Source organism: Ruegeria sp. YTSC230 (genome assembly GCF_059609665.1).
In genome coordinates, this window is record NZ_JBXWMC010000012.1 from 38,587 (window position 1) to 59,600 (window position 21,014).

The window sequence follows — 21,014 nt, forward strand, 5'->3', positions numbered from 1 at the left end:
TGCTCGCCTCGTGTTATTCCGGGCTCCAGGCCTCGTAGTCCTTACGCTCGACCGGGTCCGGGCGGCGCAAAGAACCTGCTGGTGCATAAGCCAAAGCAGAGCCTGTCAGATTTTCCTGATGCGGTTTTTCCCAGGATTTGTGTTTCAGCGGTTTGTCCGTCGGCGGCTCATCCCAGGTGCGGTGCAGCCAGCCATGCCAATCCGGATCAACCCGGCTCGCCTCAGCCTCACCATTGAAAATCACCCAACGTCTACTGTCGTCAGCATTGTGGTAAAACACGTTGCCTTCGTCGTCTTCACCGACCTTGATACCCTTACGCGATGTGTAAATTTGCGTGTTCAATGTGGATCCGTTCCACCAGGTTACGGCCCGCAAAAGACTGTTTAGGATTCCCATCAGCTGCCTCCGGCATTTCTGTACTCGCAGATATGGACCAAAGCCTCACTAAGGTCCAGTGTCACAAGGATCGCAGGCCCTATTTCGGCAGAACCGCGGTCACTTCAATCTCGATACGGTCTTTTGGGGTTATGAGATTGCATTCGACAACCGTCGCTGCAGGCGGGTTGTCACCAAATGCTTCTACCAACAACGGCCAGCAAAATTCAAACTCATTCATGTCCGGCAAATAGTAATTGACCCGAACCACGTCCGCAAAACCGGCTCCAGCCTCGGCCAGCGCTTTTCCAATCGCCTCCAAGGACGACTTGCACTGCCCTACAATGTCCTCCGGCACGTTGTCACCTTGGGCGCAAGTCCCGGCGACAAAGACGAAACCATTTGCAACCACAGCACGACAATAGCCAACTTTGGCCTCGAATTCTCCGCCAGATGAAATGCGCCTGATTTTCATGCTTACCTCCAAAAGAAAACGGCGCGGTCAATCCCGCGCCGTCTTGGTAATTCTTGTTGTGCCTTATCCTGCCGAAGCTGATTCCGCGGCATCCGCGTAGATGATCAGGGGCTGCTTGTCAGACGACACCGCCTCTTCGTTCACCACCACTTCGGTTACGTTCTTCATGCCCGGAAGTTCGAACATGGTGTCCAGAAGGATATCTTCCAAAATCGAGCGCAATCCGCGCGCGCCGGTTTTGCGTTCAATGGCCTTCTTGGCGATCGACTTCAGCGCATCATCAGTAAAGGCCAGCTCGGCATCTTCCAGTTCGAACAGGCGCTGGTATTGCTTGACCAGAGCGTTCTTGGGCTTGGTCAGGATGGTGACCAGTGCATCTTCGTCCAGATCTTCCAGCGTCGCCAGAACCGGTAGACGTCCAACGAATTCCGGAATCAGGCCGAACCGCAACAGATCCTCGGGCTCGAGATCCTTGAAAATCTCACCCACGCCGCGTTCGTCATTGTCCCGCACGTCCGCACCAAAGCCCATGGCCGAGCCTTTGCCGCGTTGCGCGATGATCTTATCCAGACCTGCAAAAGCACCACCGCAGATGAACAGAATGTTCGTGGTGTCCACTTGCAGGAATTCCTGCTGCGGATGCTTGCGCCCGCCCTGCGGCGGCACACTGGCCACGGTGCCTTCCATCAGCTTAAGCAGCGCCTGCTGCACACCTTCACCCGATACATCGCGCGTGATGGATGGGTTTTCGGATTTGCGCGTGATTTTATCGACCTCGTCGATATAGACGATGCCGCGCTGCGCGCGTTCAACATTGTATTCGCTGGACTGCAGCAGCTTGAGAATGATGTTTTCAACATCCTCACCCACATACCCGGCTTCGGTCAGTGTAGTTGCGTCTGCCATGGTGAACGGCACGTCCAGAATACGCGCCAGCGTCTGCGCCAGCAGCGTCTTACCGCAGCCGGTTGGGCCGATCAGCAGAATGTTGGACTTGGCCAGCTCAATATCGCTGCCGGCCTTTTGGGCGTGGTTCAGACGCTTGTAGTGGTTGTGCACAGCAACCGACAGAACCCGCTTGGCGGTGGCCTGACCGATAACGTAATCGTCCAGCACCTCACAAATGTCTTTGGGCGTCGGAACGCCATCGCTGGACTTCAGGCCGCTGGCCTTCGTCTCTTCGCGGATGATGTCCATACACAGTTCGACGCATTCATCGCAGATGAAAACGGTCGGGCCGGCAATCAACTTGCGCACCTCATGCTGGCTCTTGCCGCAGAAGCTGCAGTAGAGCGTGTTTTTGCCGTCACCGCCTGAATTCGTCGCCATGTTCTACCTTTCGGGCTTCGTCCCTGCGGTCCGTGTCGGACCGCGCATGCCACATGTTGGTGCAGCTTAGGCCACCACCGGGGCGGCTACAATCTCAAAAATGGCCCCCACGCCTGGGACGTGGGGAGATATTCTTAGGCCTCGTCACCGTCCATTTTGGCGCGATTTTCGACGATTTCGTCGATGTGACCCCAGTCTTTCGCCTCTTCCGGGCTCATGAAATTGTCACGGTCCAGCGCTTTTTCAACCGCCTTTTTGGTCTGACCTGTATGACGCACGTATATGTCATAAAGGCGATCCTTCAGCTTTTGCGTCTCGGCCGCGTGAATCATGATGTCGCTGGCCTGGCCCTGATAGCCACCGCTGGGCTGGTGCACCATGATCCGGCTGTTGGGCAGCGAGAAACGCATTCCCTTCTCGCCACCGGCCAGCAAAACCGACCCCATCGAGGCTGCCTGACCGATTACCAATGTCGAACATTTGGGCTTGATATACTGCATTGTATCGTAAATCGACAAACCGCTGGTAACCACGCCGCCAGGCGAATTGATGTAGATCGAGATTTCTTTGTTTGGATTTTCGGCCTCGAGGTGCAGCAATTGCGCGACGATCAGGTGGCTCATCCCGTCGTGGATCGGACCGTTGATGAAAATGATCCGCTCTTTCAGAAGGCGCGAGAAAATATCATACGCGCGTTCACCCCGGCTGGTCTGCTCGACGACCATGGGAACGAGCGTATTCATATAGGTGTCAACGGGATCGAACATGAGAACCTGCCTGTTTTGCTATGGATCGGGACATTACCCGAAGAAACGTTACCCGAGTCTTAGTGTCGGCACGGGGGGGCTGCAAGGGGGGCTCAACAGATCGCACTCCAACCGTCCAAAATAAGTGGATAGTCTGATGTCGAACGCACCGAGGCCGCCGATGTCAATGCGCGGTTTGATGCTCTAAACAATAAGTTCCCCTTTTCCCATCACGGCATTTTGATCCATGCATATGGAAATTCATGCACAGAACGTGTAGCAATGCGAACCGCTTTAGCGAACCACTCACAAAAGTGCCCACTCACCAGGGCCCAAAAGGAAAACAGCAATGGCATTGCCTCAGATTTCACAGAATATGACGTCTGACGATTTCGACCGGATGGCGGGAAATGCGACCCGCGCATCGAATTTCCTCAAGGCGATCAGTCACGAAGGCCGATTGATGATCTTGTGCCATCTAGTCTCTGGCGAAAAATCCGTGACCGAGCTTGAGGATCTACTGTCCGCACGACAGGCTGCTGTTTCGCAGCAGCTGTCCCGCCTTCGTCTGGAAGGCCTTGTGATTCCCCGACGCGAAGGCAAAGCAATTTACTACCGTCTTGCTGATGACAGACCGCGCCGTATGCTTGAAGTGGTGTACGAGCTGTTCTGCGCGGGCGATAAGGACTGATTTCGTTCATCTTTCCACCGCACCCGACGCGCAAGTCCAATCTTTTCGATCGGAACGATCCGTCGTCGGTGCGGCCACGCCCCACCTTCACAATCCATGCGGTCAATTGGCTCGGCAGCTTCGTGTTTCTACGCCCGTTGCAAGCACGGTAAAATACTGGTTCCAGCAAATAAAAGCTGCTACGCCATGTTTAGAAAATCAAATGGAGGTACTGATGATCCGAGCAATTCTAGTAGGGCTGGCAGTGTTTACCCTTGCAGCGTGCGAGACGACCAAGGGTGCAGGCAAAGATATCGAAAAAGCAGGCGATGCCATCCAAGAAGCCGCGACTGACGTTCAGCAAAATATCTGACGCAATTCAGGATGTTGTGAAGGCGCAACTTCCACATACAAGATATGGTTGAAGATTGCAGCCAACCAAGGTACACTCCTTGGCACAGGTGCATAGACGCGGCATTGCATATCTGACACTTCGGGGTTCTTGTGCATCCACAAGAACCCCGTTCCCGTTTTGCGGGGGGGCAGAGTGGTAGCCTGGATAGACCTGAGAAAAGGAAAAGGCGTCAGGTGCGCAGACGCGGTCCATGCATGTACCCTCACGGATACTCCTGACGCCTTACCGGGTCGATGCGCCCGAGGGACGCCCCGATCCAGTTGCCCCGACCCTGTTACAGGCCACGGCCGCTGCACGGCACCCTAAGATGCTTAACAGCACGCATCGACCTTCTGAGAGTCTGATCATCTGACCCGGGTCTGACACCCAATTCAGCTGACCATCCACCGGTAAGCCTTTGCATATAAAAGCCAATCCTAAGACTTGCCTTTATTGCCTCGACCCCCTTTGGCCTTTGCGTCCCACCCTGGTTCCTAAGAACCGTTGCGGTAATAGAACTGTTACATCCGGGTCATGTTCCGACAAGGAAATAGCACTGCAGCATGAGAATTAGACGGGGATAAAGTGTTGATATCCGCTGGGAGAAAATTGTGGATAACTCCGGAAATTGAAACACCGTGCGGTCTTGGCAATGGAAAACGCTGAATTCGACGAAATGACCCGATTTTCCCCGTTTTCTGCACCTGCAAAAGCCATTTTGCTGCCAATTGTGGATATTCACAGCCTCAGAGCAGCGAATCAGGCGTATCTTGTGATTGCCCAGCCAGAGATAACCAGAGAATCCGGGGCCGGACGGCCCTCAGACCACAAGCAAAGCCGCGCTGAAGGTTCGCGAGAGCCTAAACCACAGGTGCCAGGGAACGCCGCAATCCGGCACCGTGTGTTCAGGACCCTGTCACTTGCAGCCAAGATGCCGCCCGACCCGTCCCCCCTGAGGAGACGCTGTGTCCGTTTATGAGAAGCGTTCCGACCCGACCGAGATTACCTACTACGCGCTGCAACACGGTGCAGCCAGTACCCCCTACGGCCGGCCGGGCCGGAGACGCTTCAGTTCACCTGACGTTCGAGTACAACGCTGTACGTTGTCCCGCGACGCAGGCTACGGAAATCCGCGTAAATCTTGCCGTCCTGATAGCGCGCATCCACCAGCGCATTCACACCCACCTGCGGATCGGCCGAGCTTTCGACGATGCCGATGGTGCCCGACCCATCCAGACTGATGGTGCCGGTGGCGTCAAACACGCGCCAATCTGTGCCAGCATCCGGTCGCCACATGCTGGGCCCCCAGAACAGGTTGTCCTGCTGCTGCTGAATATCCAGAAGCCACTCTCCCTGATGAAAGCGCGGTGCATCGCCGGTGGTCACCCGAGACGGCGAAACTTTGGTATAGGTGCCTGTCCAGGCACCGCGCAGATCAGGTGTGGTCTCGGCCATCGAGGCCGTTGCAAGGGTTAGGCTCGTGGCCAGAGCGGCTGCTCCGGCAGTCATATATCTGGTCATGGGCTCTCCTCCAAAGTTCAGGGCCGTTGCTGGCCTGTTGAACAGATTGGTGGGGAATGCGCCGGTTGCAACTTACCTAAGGGAAACTTCATAAACCGGTAATGTTTGCGTCAGGCCCAGGCCAGCGCGGTGCCGAGGATGACCAGACCAATGCCAGCCGCCTCGCGATACGAGAAGTTCTCGCCGAACAGAAAGAACGAGGCGATGGCGATCAGAACAACCTCGGCCCCCAGAATGCCGGTATAGATGATGCCCAGCCGTTCCTCGCGCAGCGCGGCGAGTTCAAGCGTCGCCCCAGCCAGCAGGGTCGCAACGATCAGCAGGCCAAGACCCACGCCGGGGAGTTTCCACCAGAACTTCATCGCGATCATGGCAACGGAATAGAGACCCGCCGACCCGAGGGCGATGATGGGGATCATGGATGTGGACATCTGCGCCTCCTGCAGAGGGTTCCGTTGGGTTAAGAGTAGCAGGAGGGTACAGTTTGGGCTGTGAGGTGGGTCACAGGTGTTAGGTGGACGACCGGTAAATCACTGATACGATCCTATTTAAACGTTCGAATTAGATAAAATGCTATGTGAAACATGCTGTAGAATCCCCAGCCACCAACAATGAGAAACAGTACCCAACCGGGGTTAAATTCCTGCTGATCAAAGGCGCGGAAAGTGTGGTCCGCAATGCTTTGCAAAACAAAGTAGGAAAGAAACGTCAGGCCAATCGTCGCGACGGGCCAACGCTCCAAAATAGTTCGATAGTTCATTGTCATAGCGACAACCTAATGAGGTGATTTGTCAGCGGCTAGTCAAAGATATCCAAGTGATGATGGTCGCGACCGACCCGAGGGGAGGCCCAACGCGCCGCCCGGTTTTTCGAAGGCGAACCCTGAGGTTAACGCAGGAAGATCATCCCAAAGGCAGGCACTCGTGTTTTTACGTCACTGACGGAACTCACTTTAGGCCCACAAAACGAGAACACTTGTTTTTCGCTTCAAAGGTTTACTTTCCATCGCTTCAACAGTTTAACGAAAACTTCGCGTGTAATGTAACTAAAGGGTTTCGAGGAAAAGTACTGTGCCTTCCAACTTCCATCCTTCAGATTATGACGATCTCTTGTCCTCAGCACAGTGGAACGAAAACCTGCGCGATCTCAATCAATATGTCGCACATTCGCTTGAACAAGTGGGTGAACCACCTGCGCTGAATGGCAATCTGTTCTACGAAGACCGCGCGACGGGTTTTCAAACACAGCCATTTATTGAAAGATTCGAACCCAAACGAAGAAATTTCGTTGAGTTGGCTCGACGATCAACATGTCTGTTCGAAATTGGCGTGAATGCGGGCCACAGCATGTTGTTGGCGCTCATGGCCAACCCTGAACTCAAATGCGTCGGCGTGGATGTTTGCCAGAGATTGAACCGCCGGTGGGCCCGCGTGGACATTTACGTGCCGGCAGCATTCAACTGGCTAAGATACAAGTTTCCTGACCGGGTTGAGCTGATAAAAGGAAACTCTCTGATCGAAGCTCCGGCATACGCCCTGAGGCACCCTGATGCGAAAATCGATTTCCTGCACCTAGACGGGGCCAAGGACACGCACCTCAGAGAGGTTCTGGCTCTCCACGCTCTAATGCCGTCCGGTGCATTCATCGTGCATGACGATTCCAACCTCAGACCGGTTCGAATTGCAGACAGACAGTTGAGGCGCCTGAACTTTTCCAAGCCGATTGACTACAGCGAATTCGGCCTGACGGACTGCGAATTCCATTTGGTTCGAGCCGCCACCTGATCAGGTGGCATCAAGCTCGAACCCAAAAAGCAAGCCTGTCAGTGACTGTTCAAAACGGACAGCCTTAGCTGTCCATCTTCAACGCTGAAATAAACGCTTCCTGCGGGATATCGACCTTCCCGAACTGGCGCATCTTTTTCTTACCCGCCTTCTGCTTGTCCAGCAGTTTGCGTTTCCGCGTGGCGTCGCCTCCGTAGCACTTGGCTGTCACGTCCTTGCGTAGGGCAGAGAGGGTCTCGCGGGCGATGACCTTGCCTCCGATGGCGGCCTGGATCGGGATTTTGAACATGTGGCGCGGGATCAGGTCCTTGAGCTTTTCGCACATCGCCCGGCCCCGCATCTCGGCCCGGTCGCGGTGAACCATGGTCGACAGCGCGTCGACGGGCTCGTCATTTACCAGCACCGACATCTTGACCAGATTGTCCTCGGTATAGCCGGTCATCTGGTAGTCGAACGAGGCATATCCCTTGGTCACCGATTTCAGGCGGTCGTAGAAGTCAAAGACGACCTCGTTCAGCGGCAGGTCATAGACGACCATGGCGCGGCTGCCCGCATAGGTCAGGTCCATCTGGATTCCACGGCGGTCCTGACAGAGTTTCAACACGTCGCCGAGGAATTCGTCCGGAACCAAGATGGTCGCCTTGATGCGCGGCTCCTCGATATGATCGACCTTGGACGGGTCGGGCATGTCGGCGGGGTTGTGCAGCTCGATCATCTCGCCGTCTTTCATGTAGACGTGATAGATCACCGACGGGGCCGTCGTGATGAGCTCGATATCATATTCGCGTTCGATGCGGTCGCGGATGACCTCTAGGTGCAGAAGACCAAGGAAGCCGCAGCGGAAGCCAAAGCCGAGGGCGGCCGAGGTTTCCATTTCAAAGCTAAAGCTGGCGTCGTTCAGGGCCAGCTTGTCGATCGCATCGCGCAGGTCTTCGAATTCGGAACTGTCGACGGGGAACAGGCCACAAAACACCACCGGCTGCGCGGGTTTGAAGCCTGTCAGAGCCTCTTCGGTGCCGTTGCGGTCATTGGTGATGGTGTCACCGACGCGGGTATCGCGGACCTGTTTGATGGACGCGGTGAGAAAACCGATCTCACCGGGGCCGAGGCTGTCGACCATCTCCATCTCGGGACGGAAAACGCCGACGCGGTCGACATGGTGCAGGGTGTTGTTCGACATAAACTTGACCCGCATGCCCTTTTTCAGCGTGCCGTCCATGATGCGGACCAGCACGATGACGCCGAGATAGGCGTCGTACCAACTGTCGACCAGCATCGCCTTGAGCGGCGCGTCGAGCGTGCCTTTAGGCGCGGGCAGATGGGTGACGATGGATTCCAGCGTTTCGTGGATGCCCTGCCCGGTCTTAGCCGAAACCTGAATGGCCTCGGAGGCGTCGATGCCGATCACATCCTCGATCTGTTCGGCGACCCGGTCACAGTCAGACGCCGGCAGGTCGATCTTGTTGAGCACCGGCACGATCTCATGATCGGCGTCAATGGCCTGGTAGACATTCGCCAGCGTCTGCGCCTCGACGCCCTGTGTCGAGTCCACAACCAGCAGCGATCCTTCGACCGCGCGCATCGACCGCGAGACCTCATAGGCAAAGTCCACGTGGCCCGGGGTGTCGATCAGGTTCAGCACGTACTGCTCGCCGTTGTCAGCGGTATAGTCGATGCGGACTGTGTTGGCCTTGATGGTGATGCCACGCTCTCGCTCGATATCCATGCTGTCGAGCAGCTGTTCCTTCATGTCACGATCCTTGACTGTCCCTGTCTCTTGGATGAGCCGGTCAGCAAGGGTGGATTTGCCATGGTCGATATGCGCGACGATGGAGAAATTGCGGATATGAGCGAGGTCTGTCATGGGTTGGGATATGTCCGGAGATTGGGGCCTCGTCAAGCCGTGAAGCGTTGCAGAAAAGGCTGCTATGGTGTCTTTCTGCTCTGACGCATTTACCCAAAATCAGCCAGTGGGTAGGATAGTGGCGCTGAATGGCCGGCGCACCAACAAGAAAGCAGAGTAGTCTTTGGCCAATTATTCGATATTCGTGCTGGGTGAAAGCCAGCTTTCCATCTCTGTTTCGCAGGGGTTGGATGGTTTGGACCAGGGTACAGGTATCCACCTTATCGGACAGACCATCACGATTGACACGCGAACCGCTACCGAGGTCTTCATCAGCGATGGCGGTAGCGACACGAATTTTGCCGACAATGACACCAATCAGCTCCTTGACGGTGATCAAACTATCGACGGCGTCAACTTCAACGACGGTACTCGGGTTGAGGCTGAATACGGCATTACGCTGACGGATGGTACAAACACGTGGCAGGCCATTGCGTTCAACGTGAACAACTCGTCCCCATCCTTTGCGACGGTGGAGGGGATCGCCTTCATCGGTGGCCCGGGGGAGTTTCCCCCAGCAGGCGTTACATTGACGGTTGTTGACACCCAGGAAGGTCCAAGCTTTGCGGTTGCGGACTACGTCACGCCGATCTGTTATGGCAGTGGCACATTGATAGAAACCCAAAATGGCTATGCCTGTATCGAAACATTGCGTCCGGGCGACAAGGTTTGGACGCAGGACAATGGCTATCAATCGGTGAAATGGGTCGGATCGCAGGATGTCATAGCGGCAGGCCGTTTCAGATTGGTCGAGGTTCCGACCGGAATAATATTTAACTTCTCGCCGCTAAAGGTTTCGCAACAGCACAGGTTGGTAATCGCGCATCCAGTAGCGGAACTGTTGTTTGCAGCACCCGAGGTGTTTGTGCCAGCGATCAGTTTCGTAGATGCAGGCGTTGCGACCCTGTCCAACGAGAAAACTGCCTGTTATCACCACGTACTGCTGGACAACCATAATATTATCCGCGCCAATGGCGCCGCATCCGAGAGCCTTCTGTCAACGCCAACGACCCAATGTGATGACCCCGACAGTTTGTTCTTTCGTGACCTCGCGGGATGCGCGGCAGGCCCAATGGAAACCGCCCGACCGGCTTTGACCCGAACCGAGGCGGCGCTGTTGCTGCGAAATATCTTGGCCATTGATCACAAATTCAGTTTGATTCATACTCCGCCGCAGACCGAGAGGGGCATCAGACCCGTCCGGGCAGGCAAATACGAGGCATGAGCATGAAAAAGTTCCTCTTAATCGCATTCTGTGCCACGTCGATTGTGGCGGTGGCTCCGGTTGTGGACGCGGCGCAGATCAAACGGGCGTGTCTGGCTTCTGACCGCTCGGCGGCAACGCGGGATCGGTGCAGCTGCATTCAGCGAGTGGCCAATCAGGCGTTGACCCGCAGCGATCAGAAGACCGTTGCCAAGTGGTTCCGCGACCCGCATCAGGCGCAGGAACTCAAGATGTCGAAGACCCAGCGCGACGATGCGCTGTGGGATCGGTATCGGAACTTTGGTCAGATGGCGCAGGCGATCTGCAACTAGGCTGATCAATCCTTGACCTGACCCGAACTGCGCCCCAGAAAGGCGCAGCGAAAGGGATATCTGATGGTTATGAAAGGGCTGACCCTGCGCGGCCTCGAAGTGTTCGAGGCATTGGCGCGGACCGGATCGGTGGCGCAGGCCGCCGAGATCACGGGGCTCAGCCAGCCGTCAGTGTCACAACAGTTGCGCAATCTGGAAAAGGCTGTGGGCACCGATTTGGTGGATCACGCACGACGTCCGATGCGCCTGACCCAGGCTGGGCGCAGCTTTCTGGCCCGCGCGCAGGCGGTTCTGGCCGAACTGCAGATGGCCCAAAGCGAGCTGACTGTGATGGACCTGGGTCACCTTGCAACCCTGTCTGTCGGCCTGATTGACGATTTCGACAATGACCTGACCCCGCGGCTAGCCACTTTGTTGGCTGAAAGTTTGACGCGGTCAAAGTTCAAACTGATCACACTGCCCAGTCTTGACCTGTTCGAAGAACTTGAGGCGCAGCGCCTTCAGCTTGTGGTGTCAGCCCATAGCGGCGAGGTGCTGGAAGGCGTGGTCGAGTACCCGCTGGTGCGCGATCCCTTCATTCTGGTGACGCCCAAAGGGGTCGAAAACGCCATGCAGGATCTGCCCTTCCTACGCTATGCCCGCGAGCAGTTAATCAGCCGCCAGATTGAGGCCCATCTGGCGCGCCAGCAGCTGGAATTTGAAGAACGGTTCGAAATCGGTTCGCATTTGGCGTTGATGGCAATGGTCGCGCGCGGCCTCGGCTGGGCGATCACGACGCCGCTGGGCTATATGCGGGCGGCGCGGTTCCATGACGGGCTTGAGGCACACCCTGCCCCGATCGGAGATGTGTCGCGGACGATTTCCTTGTTCACCCGCACCGACTGGTCAGGTCAGGTTCCGCAAGAAGTCGCAGGCATGATGCGCCGCCTAATGGGCAGCCAGATTGTTGACCCGGCCCTTGCGCAATTGCCATGGCTGAACAACCGCCTAAAGTTGATGAACTAGCCGCGCAGATGCGCGTCGAGACCTTCGACAGCTGCCTCGATTAGATCCAATGCTCCATCGAAGTCACGGGCATAGTATGGGTCCGGGACGTGGTCTGTGCCGATATGAGGCGCAAAATCCGTCAGCAGACGCACTGGGGTTTCGTTCCCGGCTGGCCTCAATGCCTCAATATCCGCGAGGTTTTCGGCATCCATCCCGATAATCAGATCGAACCTGTCGAAATCCGCGGGCACAAATTGGCGCGCCCGCAAATCATCCAGTTTTATGCCACGCGACAGAGCTGCCATTTGCATCGGTCCATAAGGTGGGTCACCAACGTGCCAGCCAGAAGTCCCGGCACTATCGGTAGCGTGATGCGGCGCACGGGCGCGAAAGGCGCCCTCGGCGGCGGGAGAACGGCAGATATTGCCCAGACAGACGAACAAGATACGGTGGGTCATGAACCACGGTGTAACGCGAAGGGCCAAGATGGAAAAGATCGTCATTCTGACAGGGGCCGGGATTTCCGCCGAAAGCGGGTTGGGCACGTTCCGCGACGAGGGCGGTTTGTGGGCCCAACACCGGATCGAGGACGTTGCCACGCCCGAAGGGTTCGCGCGTGATCCCGCGCTGGTGCACGGGTTTTACAATGCCCGCCGCGCACAGGCCGCCGAGGCGCAACCTAACGCGGCCCACGATGCACTTGCCCGACTACAGCAGGACTGGCCCGGCGAGGTTGTGATCGTCACACAAAACGTCGACAGCCTGCACGAGGCCGGTGGCGCGCAAAACGTGATCCACATGCACGGCACGCTGGCCGGAGCGCTTTGCGCGGCCTGCGGCCACCGCTGGACGGCACCGCCGGAGATGGCCGTGGGCGAGCCCTGCCCTGCCTGCGCAGCCCCCACCGCACGCCCGGATGTGGTGTGGTTTGGTGAGATGCCTTATCACATGGGCGCCATCTATGATCATCTGGCAGGCGCAAGCATCTTCGCCGCCATTGGCACTTCGGGTCAGGTCTATCCCGCCGCGGCTTTCGTGCACGAGGCCATGATGTCCGGGGCAAGAACTGTCGAACTGAACCTCGAGCCGTCGACCGGCGCATCCAGTTTCGACGAAGTCATACTGGGCCCCGCAACAGAAGCCGTTCCGCGCTGGGTTGATCAGATCCTGAGCTCGCAGTAGGGCGATACCCGCAGACAAGCGGCGAATTTCCTTTCTATACTAGTGCCCTAACAACCCGAGAGGTCCCCATGACAGACCCAAAAAACCAACAAGGTGAAATCCTTGACGATGATAGGCTCGATACGCGAGGTGCACTTGGTGATCAGCTAACGGACCTGTGGTGGACATTCTTGCTGCGCGGAATCCTGGCCGGTGCGCTCGGAATCGCAGCGCTATTCTGGCCGACGGGCAGTATCTCGTTGCTGATCCGTCTGGTGGGCTTGCTGTTGGTCCTCGATGGAGGCCTGACGCTGCTGGGGTTTGGCCGGCGTGGCCTGATCGGCGGTTTCGGCATTGGAGCGCTTTTGATCGGACTGATCCTGCTGATCTGGCCGGAAGGCGTCGCGCGACTCGCGTTCTTCCTGCTGGGAGCCTGGGCTTTGATTGTCGGGATAGGCTCGCTGATGGCCTGGCGGCAATTGCCCGATGCTCATCCTGATGGATCCACCATGCGCAACTCCGGCATTGTCGCGCTGTTGATCGGCCTCGTTCTGTTGTTCTGGCCGGGCAGCGGCATGGTGGCGCTCGGCTGGGCGATTGCTTTCTCGGCGCTGGCGTTTGCCGCAGTGATGCTCTGGCTGGCCATGCGCTTCAAACGCGCCCATGACCGCGTGGCGATGCGGGTGGTCAACCGCTGAACCTTTTCCACAACGACAACAGGCCGGGAATATCCCGGCCTGACGCATAGATGACGGTCGCAGCGCGGCCTGAGTTCAGACGTAGCCCTAGTTCGAATGCGAACTGTGACCTCCGGTGTCCTTACGCTCCAAATCCACCGGAATTTCGATCTCGACTTCGCCTGCTGTCTCGAAGATCAGCGTAACGGGAACCATTGCATCCTGCTCAAACGGGGCTGTCAGGCCCATGAACATCACGTGGTCGCCGCCGCGCTTCAGCATGTGCATTTCACCGGCGGGTATGACAAAGCCTTCTTCGACATGGGTCATCTTGGCAACACCGTTTTCGTCAACAAGATGGGTGTGCAGCTCGACCCGAGCTGCGGCGTCCGATTCCACGCCGATCAAACGGTCATCGGTCGCGCCGGTGTTCTGGATCATCATGAAGGCCGCGCCAGCTTTGGCCGTTTTACCCGACGACCGAGCATAAGCGTCATCGACGGTGATCGTGTCCTGCGCAAAAGCAGCGGTAGCAATAGTTGCGGCGGCAAGGGTGGTCAGCATTCTGGATGTGAGTGACATAGCGCCTCTCCTGTAGTTTGGTGTTTGATAAGAATTGATAATGAATCAAACACTTGCAGGAGGTGCCCGGGCTGGTTGAGACGGTATAGGCAGAGCGATCAGATTCTCCGCGATACGCGATGGCATGGGTCGATCGATGTCCGGGGCCACCGGCAGGGACGGTTCCGCAATGCTCACCGCGCCCAACAGGTTCAACGCATAATCCGGACAGAAATGCGGGGCCTTTGTCGGCTGCCCTTCGGCATCCATATAGACCACAACCGGTCCCGAGCCGGTGCACAACACCATATGTCCGACCGCCCGGTCCACACCGCGCGATGCAGCAACGCCCTGCCCGGTCAAAACGACCAGCAGCGACAGCACAAACGGCAGAATTTTGTTCAGAACGGGTTTCATCCTGTCCCCGATATAGGCCAGAGACAAAACGGGCTTCAAGCGCAATCAGACACGCCTGAAGCCCAGGGCCGGGAGGACAATGTCAGCGGTCCAGTTCCGGACGCTTGACGGACCCTTTTGTCAGGCTTGTATGCAGCCGATTCACCCGGCGCTGCATCCGCAGACATGCCCCAAACGTTTTGCCGAAAAAGCCGGCCAGAAGGGAGAAAGAAGGTAATGATTTGAACGACATGAGGTTGAACTCCGCCAGATGAATATGCCTAAACATAATACGGGTAGAGCAAACGGTATGTGAACAACTTCACCCAATGCGAAAATTTATTTCCATTTTGAGAACAGCGCTCTGCGCAAAACAAAAAAGCCCTGCACCAAACGGTACAGGGCTAGAATTCTTGTAGGAAAAAGGTCTTAGGCCGAAGCTTGCGCCTTGGCGATTTCCTTTTTCACTTTCAATGCGTTGTTGGACAGCTCATCGTCCTTGGCTTTCGCCAGGAACGCGTCCAGACCACCACGGTGGTCCACTGAACGCAGGGCAGCCGCCGAGATGCGCAGCTTGACGCCACGGCCCAGCGTTTCCGACTGCAACGTAACATCGTTCAGGTTGGGCAGAAAACGACGACGAGTTCTGTTTTTGGCATGGCTGACATTGTTGCCAGTCATCGGGCCTTTTCCGGTCAGTTCGCAACGGCGCGACATGGTTTCTTCCTTTGTTTCTGGAGGCCAGGCATTACACCCTCGGCCAAATCACAAGGGGCACAACCCGAAGTCGCGCCCGAAAACTGGTTGGATGCATGTAGTGGGAATCACAGACGGGGTCAAGCCATATGCCAAGGATTCACAGCACCAAGTTTTCATTTAATTCTCCCAGCCGTTTCAGGGCGTGATTTTCCAATTCAGGACGACCTGTTTTTGCCGCTGCGGCCGCCAGACGCGCCCAGTAGCGGGGGCTTTTCAGTCGTGCTGCACGATGCATATGAACCATTCTTTCCGGTGACAATCGCTGTCGAAGCAGCATTTTCTGCAGCCTGCCGTATCCACCGGTTTGTCTTATTACTTTGGTCGCAGGATGACCAGTAAAGCAAAGCCTTACGATATTCATTGTGGGAAAGGCGTCCTGGATCATGCGGGCATTCAATAAATCGGCGCGGTTGAACGGATCAATCAGAATGAGGCCGCGCACAGGATAAGAGCGACTCGGCAGCGCCCCAAGATCAGGATCGAATTCCGTCGCCCACTTTTTTGAAGCGCGGGTCAATTGGCACGTGATCTTCAGAAATTGAGAACCGCGGCGAAACAGCAACAAGAGACTTCAGGTTCGGCGCCCGCGCCAAACAAAGACAGGCGCAACCACCTATTGAAAAGCGTGGCACGCAGTCGATTTCCATCAAAAATCCGACATTGCTGCATTCTTCAACTGCCTTTTTTTGACCGGAGTTGCCTGCCTGATCGGGTAATTTCATTCAGTCACGTGGTCAGGGCTGGTTCAACATGGCTGTTTTATTGGGATTTAAACATCCGATGGGCGTTCCCCTAGGCGTCGTATCCTACAGCAGTGGTTTTTCATTCTTCAGATGCCGCGCCACGAGGCGCGCCTGTTGGGGGCCTTTGGGGATGTACCGGGCCGGGTTGGGATTGTGGTTCATATCCGCCAATTCCGGAAAGATATCGAATATTTCACGTCGGGCTTCAAGGCTAAGGATCTTGAGCGCCTCAGGCCCGGTAAACAGGCTTTCGCTTGGGGCATTTTCGGCAAAGATAACCTCATGCCGGTCAAAAAGCAGGTGGTAATACTCGACACTGTCCACCGTGTCATCGACGAATATGCCTGGCAGCGTTGTCAATTTTATCGCTGGAATCAGAACTTCGGTTTCGCCAAACATCCGTTCAGCGATTTTCGACTGCACCAGCATTCTGTGCTGCCGTGACACCAGCAGGTCTCGTTTGGGCAACCCATTGCCCAGCGCGCCTGCCAATATGCGGACGGGGCGACGTTTCGGATCGCCCGCCAATGCCACCGAGTCAAATTTACGACGCCCGATCCAGCGGATCGGTTGCATCCCGTTGCCCTGCGTTGGGATCATATCCCCCTGCCGAAGATCCTGAATAAGGACCGGACCACGTTGTGCCTGAATTACTGTATCGCGGGTAAAGCACAAAAAACCTGTGCCGGATTCAAACCCGCTATAGTTGACCACGATCCCCGAGGGTAATTCGAAACTGCCGCTGGACAGCGAATAGGATTGTCCGACAACAACGGTGAACGTACCGAAATTGTCGTCTGTTACAGTGGTGCCAACCGGAAGGTTCAGCGCGTCCTGCCCGCCGCCGCCCCGTACATCCCCGGCGACTTGGGTTCGGATAAAGTTCAGGGTATCATTACCCTGCCCCAAACGGATATTGCCGACGCCAACGTCGAAAACCGAGACGGTATCCGCATCGCGGCCCGCATTGATCTGCCCATCGATCTGGGCGTTGGACACTGTGATTTCATCGTTTCCGGCGTTGCCGCGTACACTTCCGGAAATAGTACTGCTTACAATCGTAATCTCATCGTCGCCGCCACGGGCGCGAATATCATCAATGGGTGTGCCTTGGGGCGTACCGTTCAGCGTACCTTCGTCGCCGGTGACTTCGATATCGTCGTCACCATTTGTCCCACGGATATTGGGCATGTACGGCTTTCTCCGACGCGTTCATTTGTTGACTTGCGCACCATCGAGACTACCGCCTTGCTCTCGAAATTGCACAATCAGAAATTGCATCCTTGCCCATAATACATGATTTTGGCGTACCCTCCACCATTGACACCAACAGGCGTCTAGTGTGTTGCCAGGATACTAAGCATTCGATCCGCAGCTGCCGTCGGGCTGAGATTGCCTGCGCCAACGGCGGCCCCAAGGCGATCCATTTCTGCGCGGGCGGTCGGCGTATCCAACCGCGATAGCAGCGCGTAACGCACCTCCTGATCGAACCAGAACCGCGCTTGCGCCGCGCGGTTGCCATCCCAATGGCCGTTTTCACGCCGCCAGCCTGACAGGGTGGTCATTTCGTCCCAGGCTTGGTCAAGTCCATGTTCCTCGACCGCGGAAACGGTCATCGCTTTGGGAAAACCTTCTGGGTCCTGCGGGCGCTTTCGCAGCAGGCGCAAAGCCCCCGCGTAATCGGCACAGGTGCGGGTGGCCGTGGCTTTCAGATCTCCATCCGCCTTGTTCACGAGGATCATGTCGGCCATTTCCATGATGCCGCGTTTGACCCCCTGCAACTCATCCCCGCCCGCAGGAGCGAGCAGCAGCACAAACAGATCGGACATTTCAGAAACGACGGTCTCGGACTGCCCGACCCCTACAGTTTCAATCAGCACCACGTCGAATCCCGCCGCCTCGCACAGGGCAATCGCCTCACGTGTCCGGCGAGCCACGCCGCCCAAATGGGATTGGCTGGGGGATGGGCGGATAAAGGCGTTCTTCTCGCGACTCAACCGCTCCATCCGGGTTTTGTCGCCCAGAATAGATCCACCTGAACGGGTCGAGCTGGGGTCGACGGCCAGGACCGCAACGCGCAAGCCCTGCTCGATCAGCATCATGCCAAAGCTTTCGATAAAGGTGGATTTGCCCACCCCCGGAGTACCGGACAACCCAACGCGCAGGGATTGCCGCCCGGCTTTGGCCAAATGCGCCAGCAATTCAGACGCCTGCGCCCGATGATCGGCGCGGCCACTTTCTACCAGAGTGATTGCCCGGGCCAGCGCACGCCGGTCTCCGTCCAAAATCTTATCACCTAGGCTGTCCATATCCATTCCGACCCCGATCTTTTGCGGCACGACTACTTGCCGCCCCGACAGGTGATTTGTCCAGACCGGACCGCGAAGGAAACCTGCCCGATACCTGCATTTCGCACCTATGTGTTGCTGTTGATCCTCTTTGACCGGACCGCTGTTGGCTCTATGCCGTAGCGGCGCGATCATCGTCATTGGGAAACAGCGGAACTGGACGTTGCGCCGTGGTTGGCTGATAAAGCGCCAATGACAACACACCTGCCCATTGATGACGCCATCCCCGAATTGCTTGACGCCCTGAAGGCCAATGGCCGGGCCGTTTTGCAAGCCCCTCCGGGCGCAGGCAAGACAACGCGGGTGCCTCTTGCGATGCTCGAGGCCGGGTTGCGCGACAGCAAGATCATAATGCTCGAACCCCGAAGGCTTGCTGCGCGTGCCGCGGCAGAGCGGATGGCTGAAACACTGGGACAACGTGCAGGCGAAACCGTTGGTTACCGCGTGCGGGGCGATGCGAAAACCTCAAAAACAACCCAAATCGAAGTGGTGACCGAAGGTATTCTGACCCGAATGCTGCAATCTGAACCGGATCTGCCCGGCGTCGGCGCGGTGATTTTTGACGAGTTTCACGAACGATCTTTGAACGCTGATCTCGGGCTTGCCCTGTGCCTTGAGGTTACGGGCGCACTACGCGACGACCTGATCCTGCTGGCGATGTCCGCCACACTCGACGCCGAACCCGTCGGCCAACTGATGAACGCGCCGGTGGTGACGTCCGAAGGGCGCAGTTACCCGGTTGAAACACGTTGGCTGGACCGACCACTGGGTGCACAGGCGCGACGCCTGGACGCCCTGATTGATCTGATCGTCCAGGCCGAGCATGAAACTGAGGGCGGTATGCTCGTGTTTCTGCCCGGCGAGGGCGAAATCCGCAGGGCCGAAGCCGCACTAACTAAACGGTTGCCTGGCGATTGCGCAGTTAGACCTCTGTTTGGAGCAATGCCCTTTGCCGCCCAGCGCGCAGCGATCTCGCCAGCCGAGACAGGGCGCAAGGTCGTGCTCTCGACGTCAATCGCCGAGACCTCGCTGACCATTCCCGACATCCGCGTGGTTGTGGATATGGGTCAAGCGCGCCGGGCGCGGTTCGATCCGGGCTCTGGCATGTCGCGGCTGGTCACGGAACGGGTGACGCGGGCCGAAGCAACCCAACGCGCAGGTCGTGCTGGGCGCGTGGCCGAGGGCGTGTGTTACCGGCTTTGGTCCAAAGGGGAAGAAGGCGCGCTGGCCGCCTACCCCCCTGCCGAAATCGAAGCCGCCGACCTGACGGGCCTTGCTCTGGAACTGGCGCTTTGGGGGGCTGAACCTGATGACCTGGCCTTTTTGACACCACCACCCGAAGGAACGATGGCCGAGGCCCGCACGTTGTTGAACATGCTGGGTGCCTTGGATACCAAAGGGCGGATCACCGACCACGGACGGGCCTTGGCTGCGCTGCCCCTGCATCCTCGGCTGGGGCATATGCTGGTGACGGCCGGGACCGGCGCCGCTCCGCTGGCAGCGCTGATGGCGGAACGTGATCCGCTAAAGGGCGCTCCGGTAGATCTGCTGCTGCGACTCGAGGCATTGCGCGATACCCGCACCTTCCAACGCAACCGGGTGTGGCAGATCAACATGGGCGCTTTGGAACGGATCAAAGCCGAGAGCAAGCGGCTGAAGACTCGAAGCAGCAAGACAGACCTGAGCCCAGCCGCGATGGCCGCATTGGCCTATCCCGATCGCATTGGGCAACGCCGCAAAGGCGATGTGCCGCGTTACGTTCTGTCCGGCGGCAAGGGCGTCGTGCTGGACAACGGTGACACATTGGCGGCCGCGCCGTATCTTGTGGTGACAGATACGGACGGAAACCCGCGCGAGGCCAAGGTGCGCATGGCCGCACAAATCTCGGAACGTGAAATCCGGGACCTGTTCGCGGATCAGATCGAATGGGTAGACAGCTGCGCGTGGTCGAAACGCGAACGCCGGGTCATTGCGCGCACGCAGGAACGCCTTGGCGCGATCACTCTGGATGACCGTATCTGGAAGGACGCGCCGGACGAGGCCATCGCCCGCGCCATGCTGGACGGAGTGCGTGATCTGGGATTGCGGCTGGACGGGGCCGCGGCACGATTGGCGGCACGGGTGGAACTAGTACGCGCCGAGGGGATCGACCTGCCGGACTTTTCATTGGGCGGGCTGATGGCCGCTCTGGACGACTGGCTGCTACCCATGCTGTCAGGTCAGCGCAGTGCAGACGACTGGAAAAAGTTCGACCTGCTGCCCGCCCTGCGTGCCCGGCTGGACTGGTCCCAGACGCAGGAGCTGGACCGTCGCGCGCCGGGATCGTTTGAAACACCACTGGGTCGAAAGGTGCCGATTGATTACGGCGGGGCGGTGCCCGAGATTTCGGTCCGCTTGCAGGAACTGTTCGGTGTCACCCGGCATCCGCTTATCGGGGGCGAGGCGCTCAAGATCACTCTGCTGTCCCCTGCGCGGCGACCAATCCAGATCACGCGCGATCTGCCGGGATTTTGGGCTGGATCTTATGCCGATGTGCGCAAGGACATGCGCGCGCAATATCCCAAACACCCCTGGCCCGAGGATCCGACGCAGGCCGATCCAACCTTGCGGGCCAAGCGGCGGACCTGACGTTCGTTTGCTTCAGTAAA

The 21,014-nt window shown here is 57.4% G+C and carries 25 protein-coding genes; 10 read left to right on the forward strand and 15 right to left on the reverse strand.

What is annotated here, in order from left to right; all coding sequences use genetic code 11:
• Window positions 1–13: 13 nt before the first annotated feature.
• From AC2FD9_RS20255 to AC2FD9_RS20270, 4 genes are all read right to left on the reverse strand, one after another.
• Entirely contained in the window at window positions 14–397 is a 384-nt protein-coding gene (locus tag AC2FD9_RS20255; RefSeq protein ID WP_058272199.1) for an NADH:ubiquinone oxidoreductase subunit NDUFA12, read from the reverse strand.
• Between the two features lie 79 nt (window positions 398–476).
• A complete protein-coding gene (locus AC2FD9_RS20260) occupies window positions 477–851 on the reverse strand; it encodes a Rid family hydrolase (RefSeq protein ID WP_496838601.1) in 375 nt (124 codons plus the stop codon).
• A gap of 63 nt (window positions 852–914) precedes the next feature.
• Complete coding sequence (gene clpX / locus AC2FD9_RS20265) at window positions 915–2,180, reverse strand: ATP-dependent Clp protease ATP-binding subunit ClpX (protein WP_058272201.1); 1,266 nt, start codon at window positions 2,178–2,180, stop codon at window positions 915–917.
• A 134-nt stretch (window positions 2,181–2,314) separates the two neighbouring features.
• A complete protein-coding gene (locus tag AC2FD9_RS20270; RefSeq protein WP_108861785.1) occupies window positions 2,315–2,947 on the reverse strand; it encodes an ATP-dependent Clp protease proteolytic subunit in 633 nt (210 codons plus the stop codon).
• A gap of 328 nt (window positions 2,948–3,275) precedes the next feature.
• Here AC2FD9_RS20270 and AC2FD9_RS20275 point away from each other — a divergent pair, with 328 nt between their 5' ends.
• From AC2FD9_RS20275 to AC2FD9_RS20285, 3 genes are all read left to right on the forward strand, one after another.
• Window positions 3,276–3,617: an ArsR/SmtB family transcription factor gene (locus AC2FD9_RS20275; RefSeq protein WP_109313386.1), complete on the forward strand. Its 342-nt coding sequence runs from the start codon at window positions 3,276–3,278 to the stop codon at window positions 3,615–3,617.
• A 214-nt stretch (window positions 3,618–3,831) separates the two neighbouring features.
• Entirely contained in the window at window positions 3,832–3,969 is a 138-nt protein-coding gene (locus tag AC2FD9_RS20280; protein ID WP_186437378.1) for an entericidin A/B family lipoprotein, read from the forward strand.
• A 232-nt stretch (window positions 3,970–4,201) separates the two neighbouring features.
• Window positions 4,202–4,363: a hypothetical protein gene (locus tag AC2FD9_RS20285; protein WP_496838603.1), complete on the forward strand. Its 162-nt coding sequence runs from the start codon at window positions 4,202–4,204 to the stop codon at window positions 4,361–4,363.
• Window positions 4,364–5,058: 695 nt separating this feature from the next.
• Here the strand turns inward: AC2FD9_RS20285 and AC2FD9_RS20290 are convergent.
• The 3 genes from AC2FD9_RS20290 to AC2FD9_RS20300 all read right to left on the reverse strand — a co-directional run bounded on the left by AC2FD9_RS20290 (window position 5,059) and on the right by AC2FD9_RS20300 (window position 6,277).
• Window positions 5,059–5,511, reverse strand: coding sequence for a hypothetical protein (locus AC2FD9_RS20290; protein ID WP_261307800.1), 453 nt, complete (start codon window positions 5,509–5,511; stop codon window positions 5,059–5,061).
• A 110-nt stretch (window positions 5,512–5,621) separates the two neighbouring features.
• Window positions 5,622–5,942, reverse strand: a complete 321-nt coding sequence (locus tag AC2FD9_RS20295) for a hypothetical protein (RefSeq protein ID WP_058277004.1) — start codon at window positions 5,940–5,942, stop codon at window positions 5,622–5,624.
• A gap of 113 nt (window positions 5,943–6,055) precedes the next feature.
• Window positions 6,056–6,277 carry a hypothetical protein gene (locus AC2FD9_RS20300; protein WP_282169160.1) on the reverse strand — a complete coding sequence of 74 codons (222 nt, stop codon included), beginning with the start codon at window positions 6,275–6,277 and terminating at the stop codon, window positions 6,056–6,058.
• A 304-nt stretch (window positions 6,278–6,581) separates the two neighbouring features.
• Here AC2FD9_RS20300 and AC2FD9_RS20305 point away from each other — a divergent pair, with 304 nt between their 5' ends.
• Window positions 6,582–7,295 carry a class I SAM-dependent methyltransferase gene (locus AC2FD9_RS20305; protein WP_282169159.1) on the forward strand — a complete coding sequence of 238 codons (714 nt, stop codon included), beginning with the start codon at window positions 6,582–6,584 and terminating at the stop codon, window positions 7,293–7,295.
• A gap of 64 nt (window positions 7,296–7,359) precedes the next feature.
• Here AC2FD9_RS20305 and lepA read toward each other — a convergent pair whose 3' ends face one another.
• On the reverse strand, window positions 7,360–9,159 hold the full coding sequence (lepA, locus tag AC2FD9_RS20310) for a translation elongation factor 4 (RefSeq protein ID WP_282119978.1): 1,800 nt from the start codon (window positions 9,157–9,159) through the stop codon (window positions 7,360–7,362).
• A 163-nt stretch (window positions 9,160–9,322) separates the two neighbouring features.
• Between lepA and AC2FD9_RS20315 the strand changes: the two genes are divergently transcribed.
• The 3 genes from AC2FD9_RS20315 to AC2FD9_RS20325 all read left to right on the forward strand — a co-directional run bounded on the left by AC2FD9_RS20315 (window position 9,323) and on the right by AC2FD9_RS20325 (window position 11,739).
• Window positions 9,323–10,423, forward strand: a complete 1,101-nt coding sequence (locus tag AC2FD9_RS20315; RefSeq protein ID WP_496838607.1) for a Hint domain-containing protein — start codon at window positions 9,323–9,325, stop codon at window positions 10,421–10,423.
• Window positions 10,424–10,425: 2 nt separating this feature from the next.
• Window positions 10,426–10,734, forward strand: a complete 309-nt coding sequence (locus tag AC2FD9_RS20320; RefSeq protein WP_496761354.1) for a hypothetical protein — start codon at window positions 10,426–10,428, stop codon at window positions 10,732–10,734.
• Window positions 10,735–10,797: 63 nt separating this feature from the next.
• On the forward strand, window positions 10,798–11,739 hold the full coding sequence (locus AC2FD9_RS20325) for a LysR family transcriptional regulator (protein ID WP_496699777.1): 942 nt from the start codon (window positions 10,798–10,800) through the stop codon (window positions 11,737–11,739).
• Here AC2FD9_RS20325 and AC2FD9_RS20330 read toward each other — a convergent pair.
• Window positions 11,736–12,179, reverse strand: a complete 444-nt coding sequence (locus tag AC2FD9_RS20330) for a low molecular weight protein-tyrosine-phosphatase (protein WP_496838609.1) — start codon at window positions 12,177–12,179, stop codon at window positions 11,736–11,738. The two genes, AC2FD9_RS20325 and AC2FD9_RS20330, sit on opposite strands and share 4 nt — an antisense overlap.
• 28 nt (window positions 12,180–12,207) lie before the next feature.
• On the opposite strand from AC2FD9_RS20330, the gene AC2FD9_RS20335 reads away from it, so the two are divergent.
• Both AC2FD9_RS20335 and AC2FD9_RS20340 read left to right on the forward strand, forming a co-directional pair.
• Window positions 12,208–12,903, forward strand: coding sequence for an NAD-dependent deacylase (locus AC2FD9_RS20335; RefSeq protein ID WP_496838684.1), 696 nt, complete (start codon window positions 12,208–12,210; stop codon window positions 12,901–12,903).
• Window positions 12,904–12,971: 68 nt separating this feature from the next.
• Window positions 12,972–13,580: an HdeD family acid-resistance protein gene (locus AC2FD9_RS20340; RefSeq protein WP_282119983.1), complete on the forward strand. Its 609-nt coding sequence runs from the start codon at window positions 12,972–12,974 to the stop codon at window positions 13,578–13,580.
• A gap of 87 nt (window positions 13,581–13,667) precedes the next feature.
• On the opposite strand, the gene AC2FD9_RS20345 is transcribed toward AC2FD9_RS20340, so the two are convergent.
• From AC2FD9_RS20345 to meaB, 6 genes are all read right to left on the reverse strand, one after another.
• A complete protein-coding gene (locus AC2FD9_RS20345) occupies window positions 13,668–14,141 on the reverse strand; it encodes a copper chaperone PCu(A)C (RefSeq protein ID WP_282169154.1) in 474 nt (157 codons plus the stop codon).
• A 45-nt stretch (window positions 14,142–14,186) separates the two neighbouring features.
• On the reverse strand, window positions 14,187–14,582 hold the full coding sequence (locus AC2FD9_RS20350) for a hypothetical protein (RefSeq protein ID WP_282169153.1): 396 nt from the start codon (window positions 14,580–14,582) through the stop codon (window positions 14,187–14,189).
• A 363-nt stretch (window positions 14,583–14,945) separates the two neighbouring features.
• On the reverse strand, window positions 14,946–15,233 hold the full coding sequence (rpmB, locus tag AC2FD9_RS20355) for a 50S ribosomal protein L28 (RefSeq protein WP_058272217.1): 288 nt from the start codon (window positions 15,231–15,233) through the stop codon (window positions 14,946–14,948).
• A 139-nt stretch (window positions 15,234–15,372) separates the two neighbouring features.
• Complete coding sequence (locus AC2FD9_RS20360; protein WP_496838611.1) at window positions 15,373–15,840, reverse strand: hypothetical protein; 468 nt, start codon at window positions 15,838–15,840, stop codon at window positions 15,373–15,375.
• Window positions 15,841–16,081: 241 nt separating this feature from the next.
• Window positions 16,082–17,209: a Hint domain-containing protein gene (locus AC2FD9_RS20365; protein ID WP_496838613.1), complete on the reverse strand. Its 1,128-nt coding sequence runs from the start codon at window positions 17,207–17,209 to the stop codon at window positions 16,082–16,084.
• Window positions 17,210–17,355: 146 nt separating this feature from the next.
• Window positions 17,356–18,333 carry a methylmalonyl Co-A mutase-associated GTPase MeaB gene (gene meaB / locus AC2FD9_RS20370; RefSeq protein WP_496838685.1) on the reverse strand — a complete coding sequence of 326 codons (978 nt, stop codon included), beginning with the start codon at window positions 18,331–18,333 and terminating at the stop codon, window positions 17,356–17,358.
• Between the two features lie 225 nt (window positions 18,334–18,558).
• Between meaB and hrpB the strand changes: the two genes are divergently transcribed.
• On the forward strand, window positions 18,559–20,994 hold the full coding sequence (gene hrpB / locus AC2FD9_RS20375) for an ATP-dependent helicase HrpB (RefSeq protein WP_496838615.1): 2,436 nt from the start codon (window positions 18,559–18,561) through the stop codon (window positions 20,992–20,994).
• Window positions 20,995–21,014: the final 20 nt, after the last annotated feature.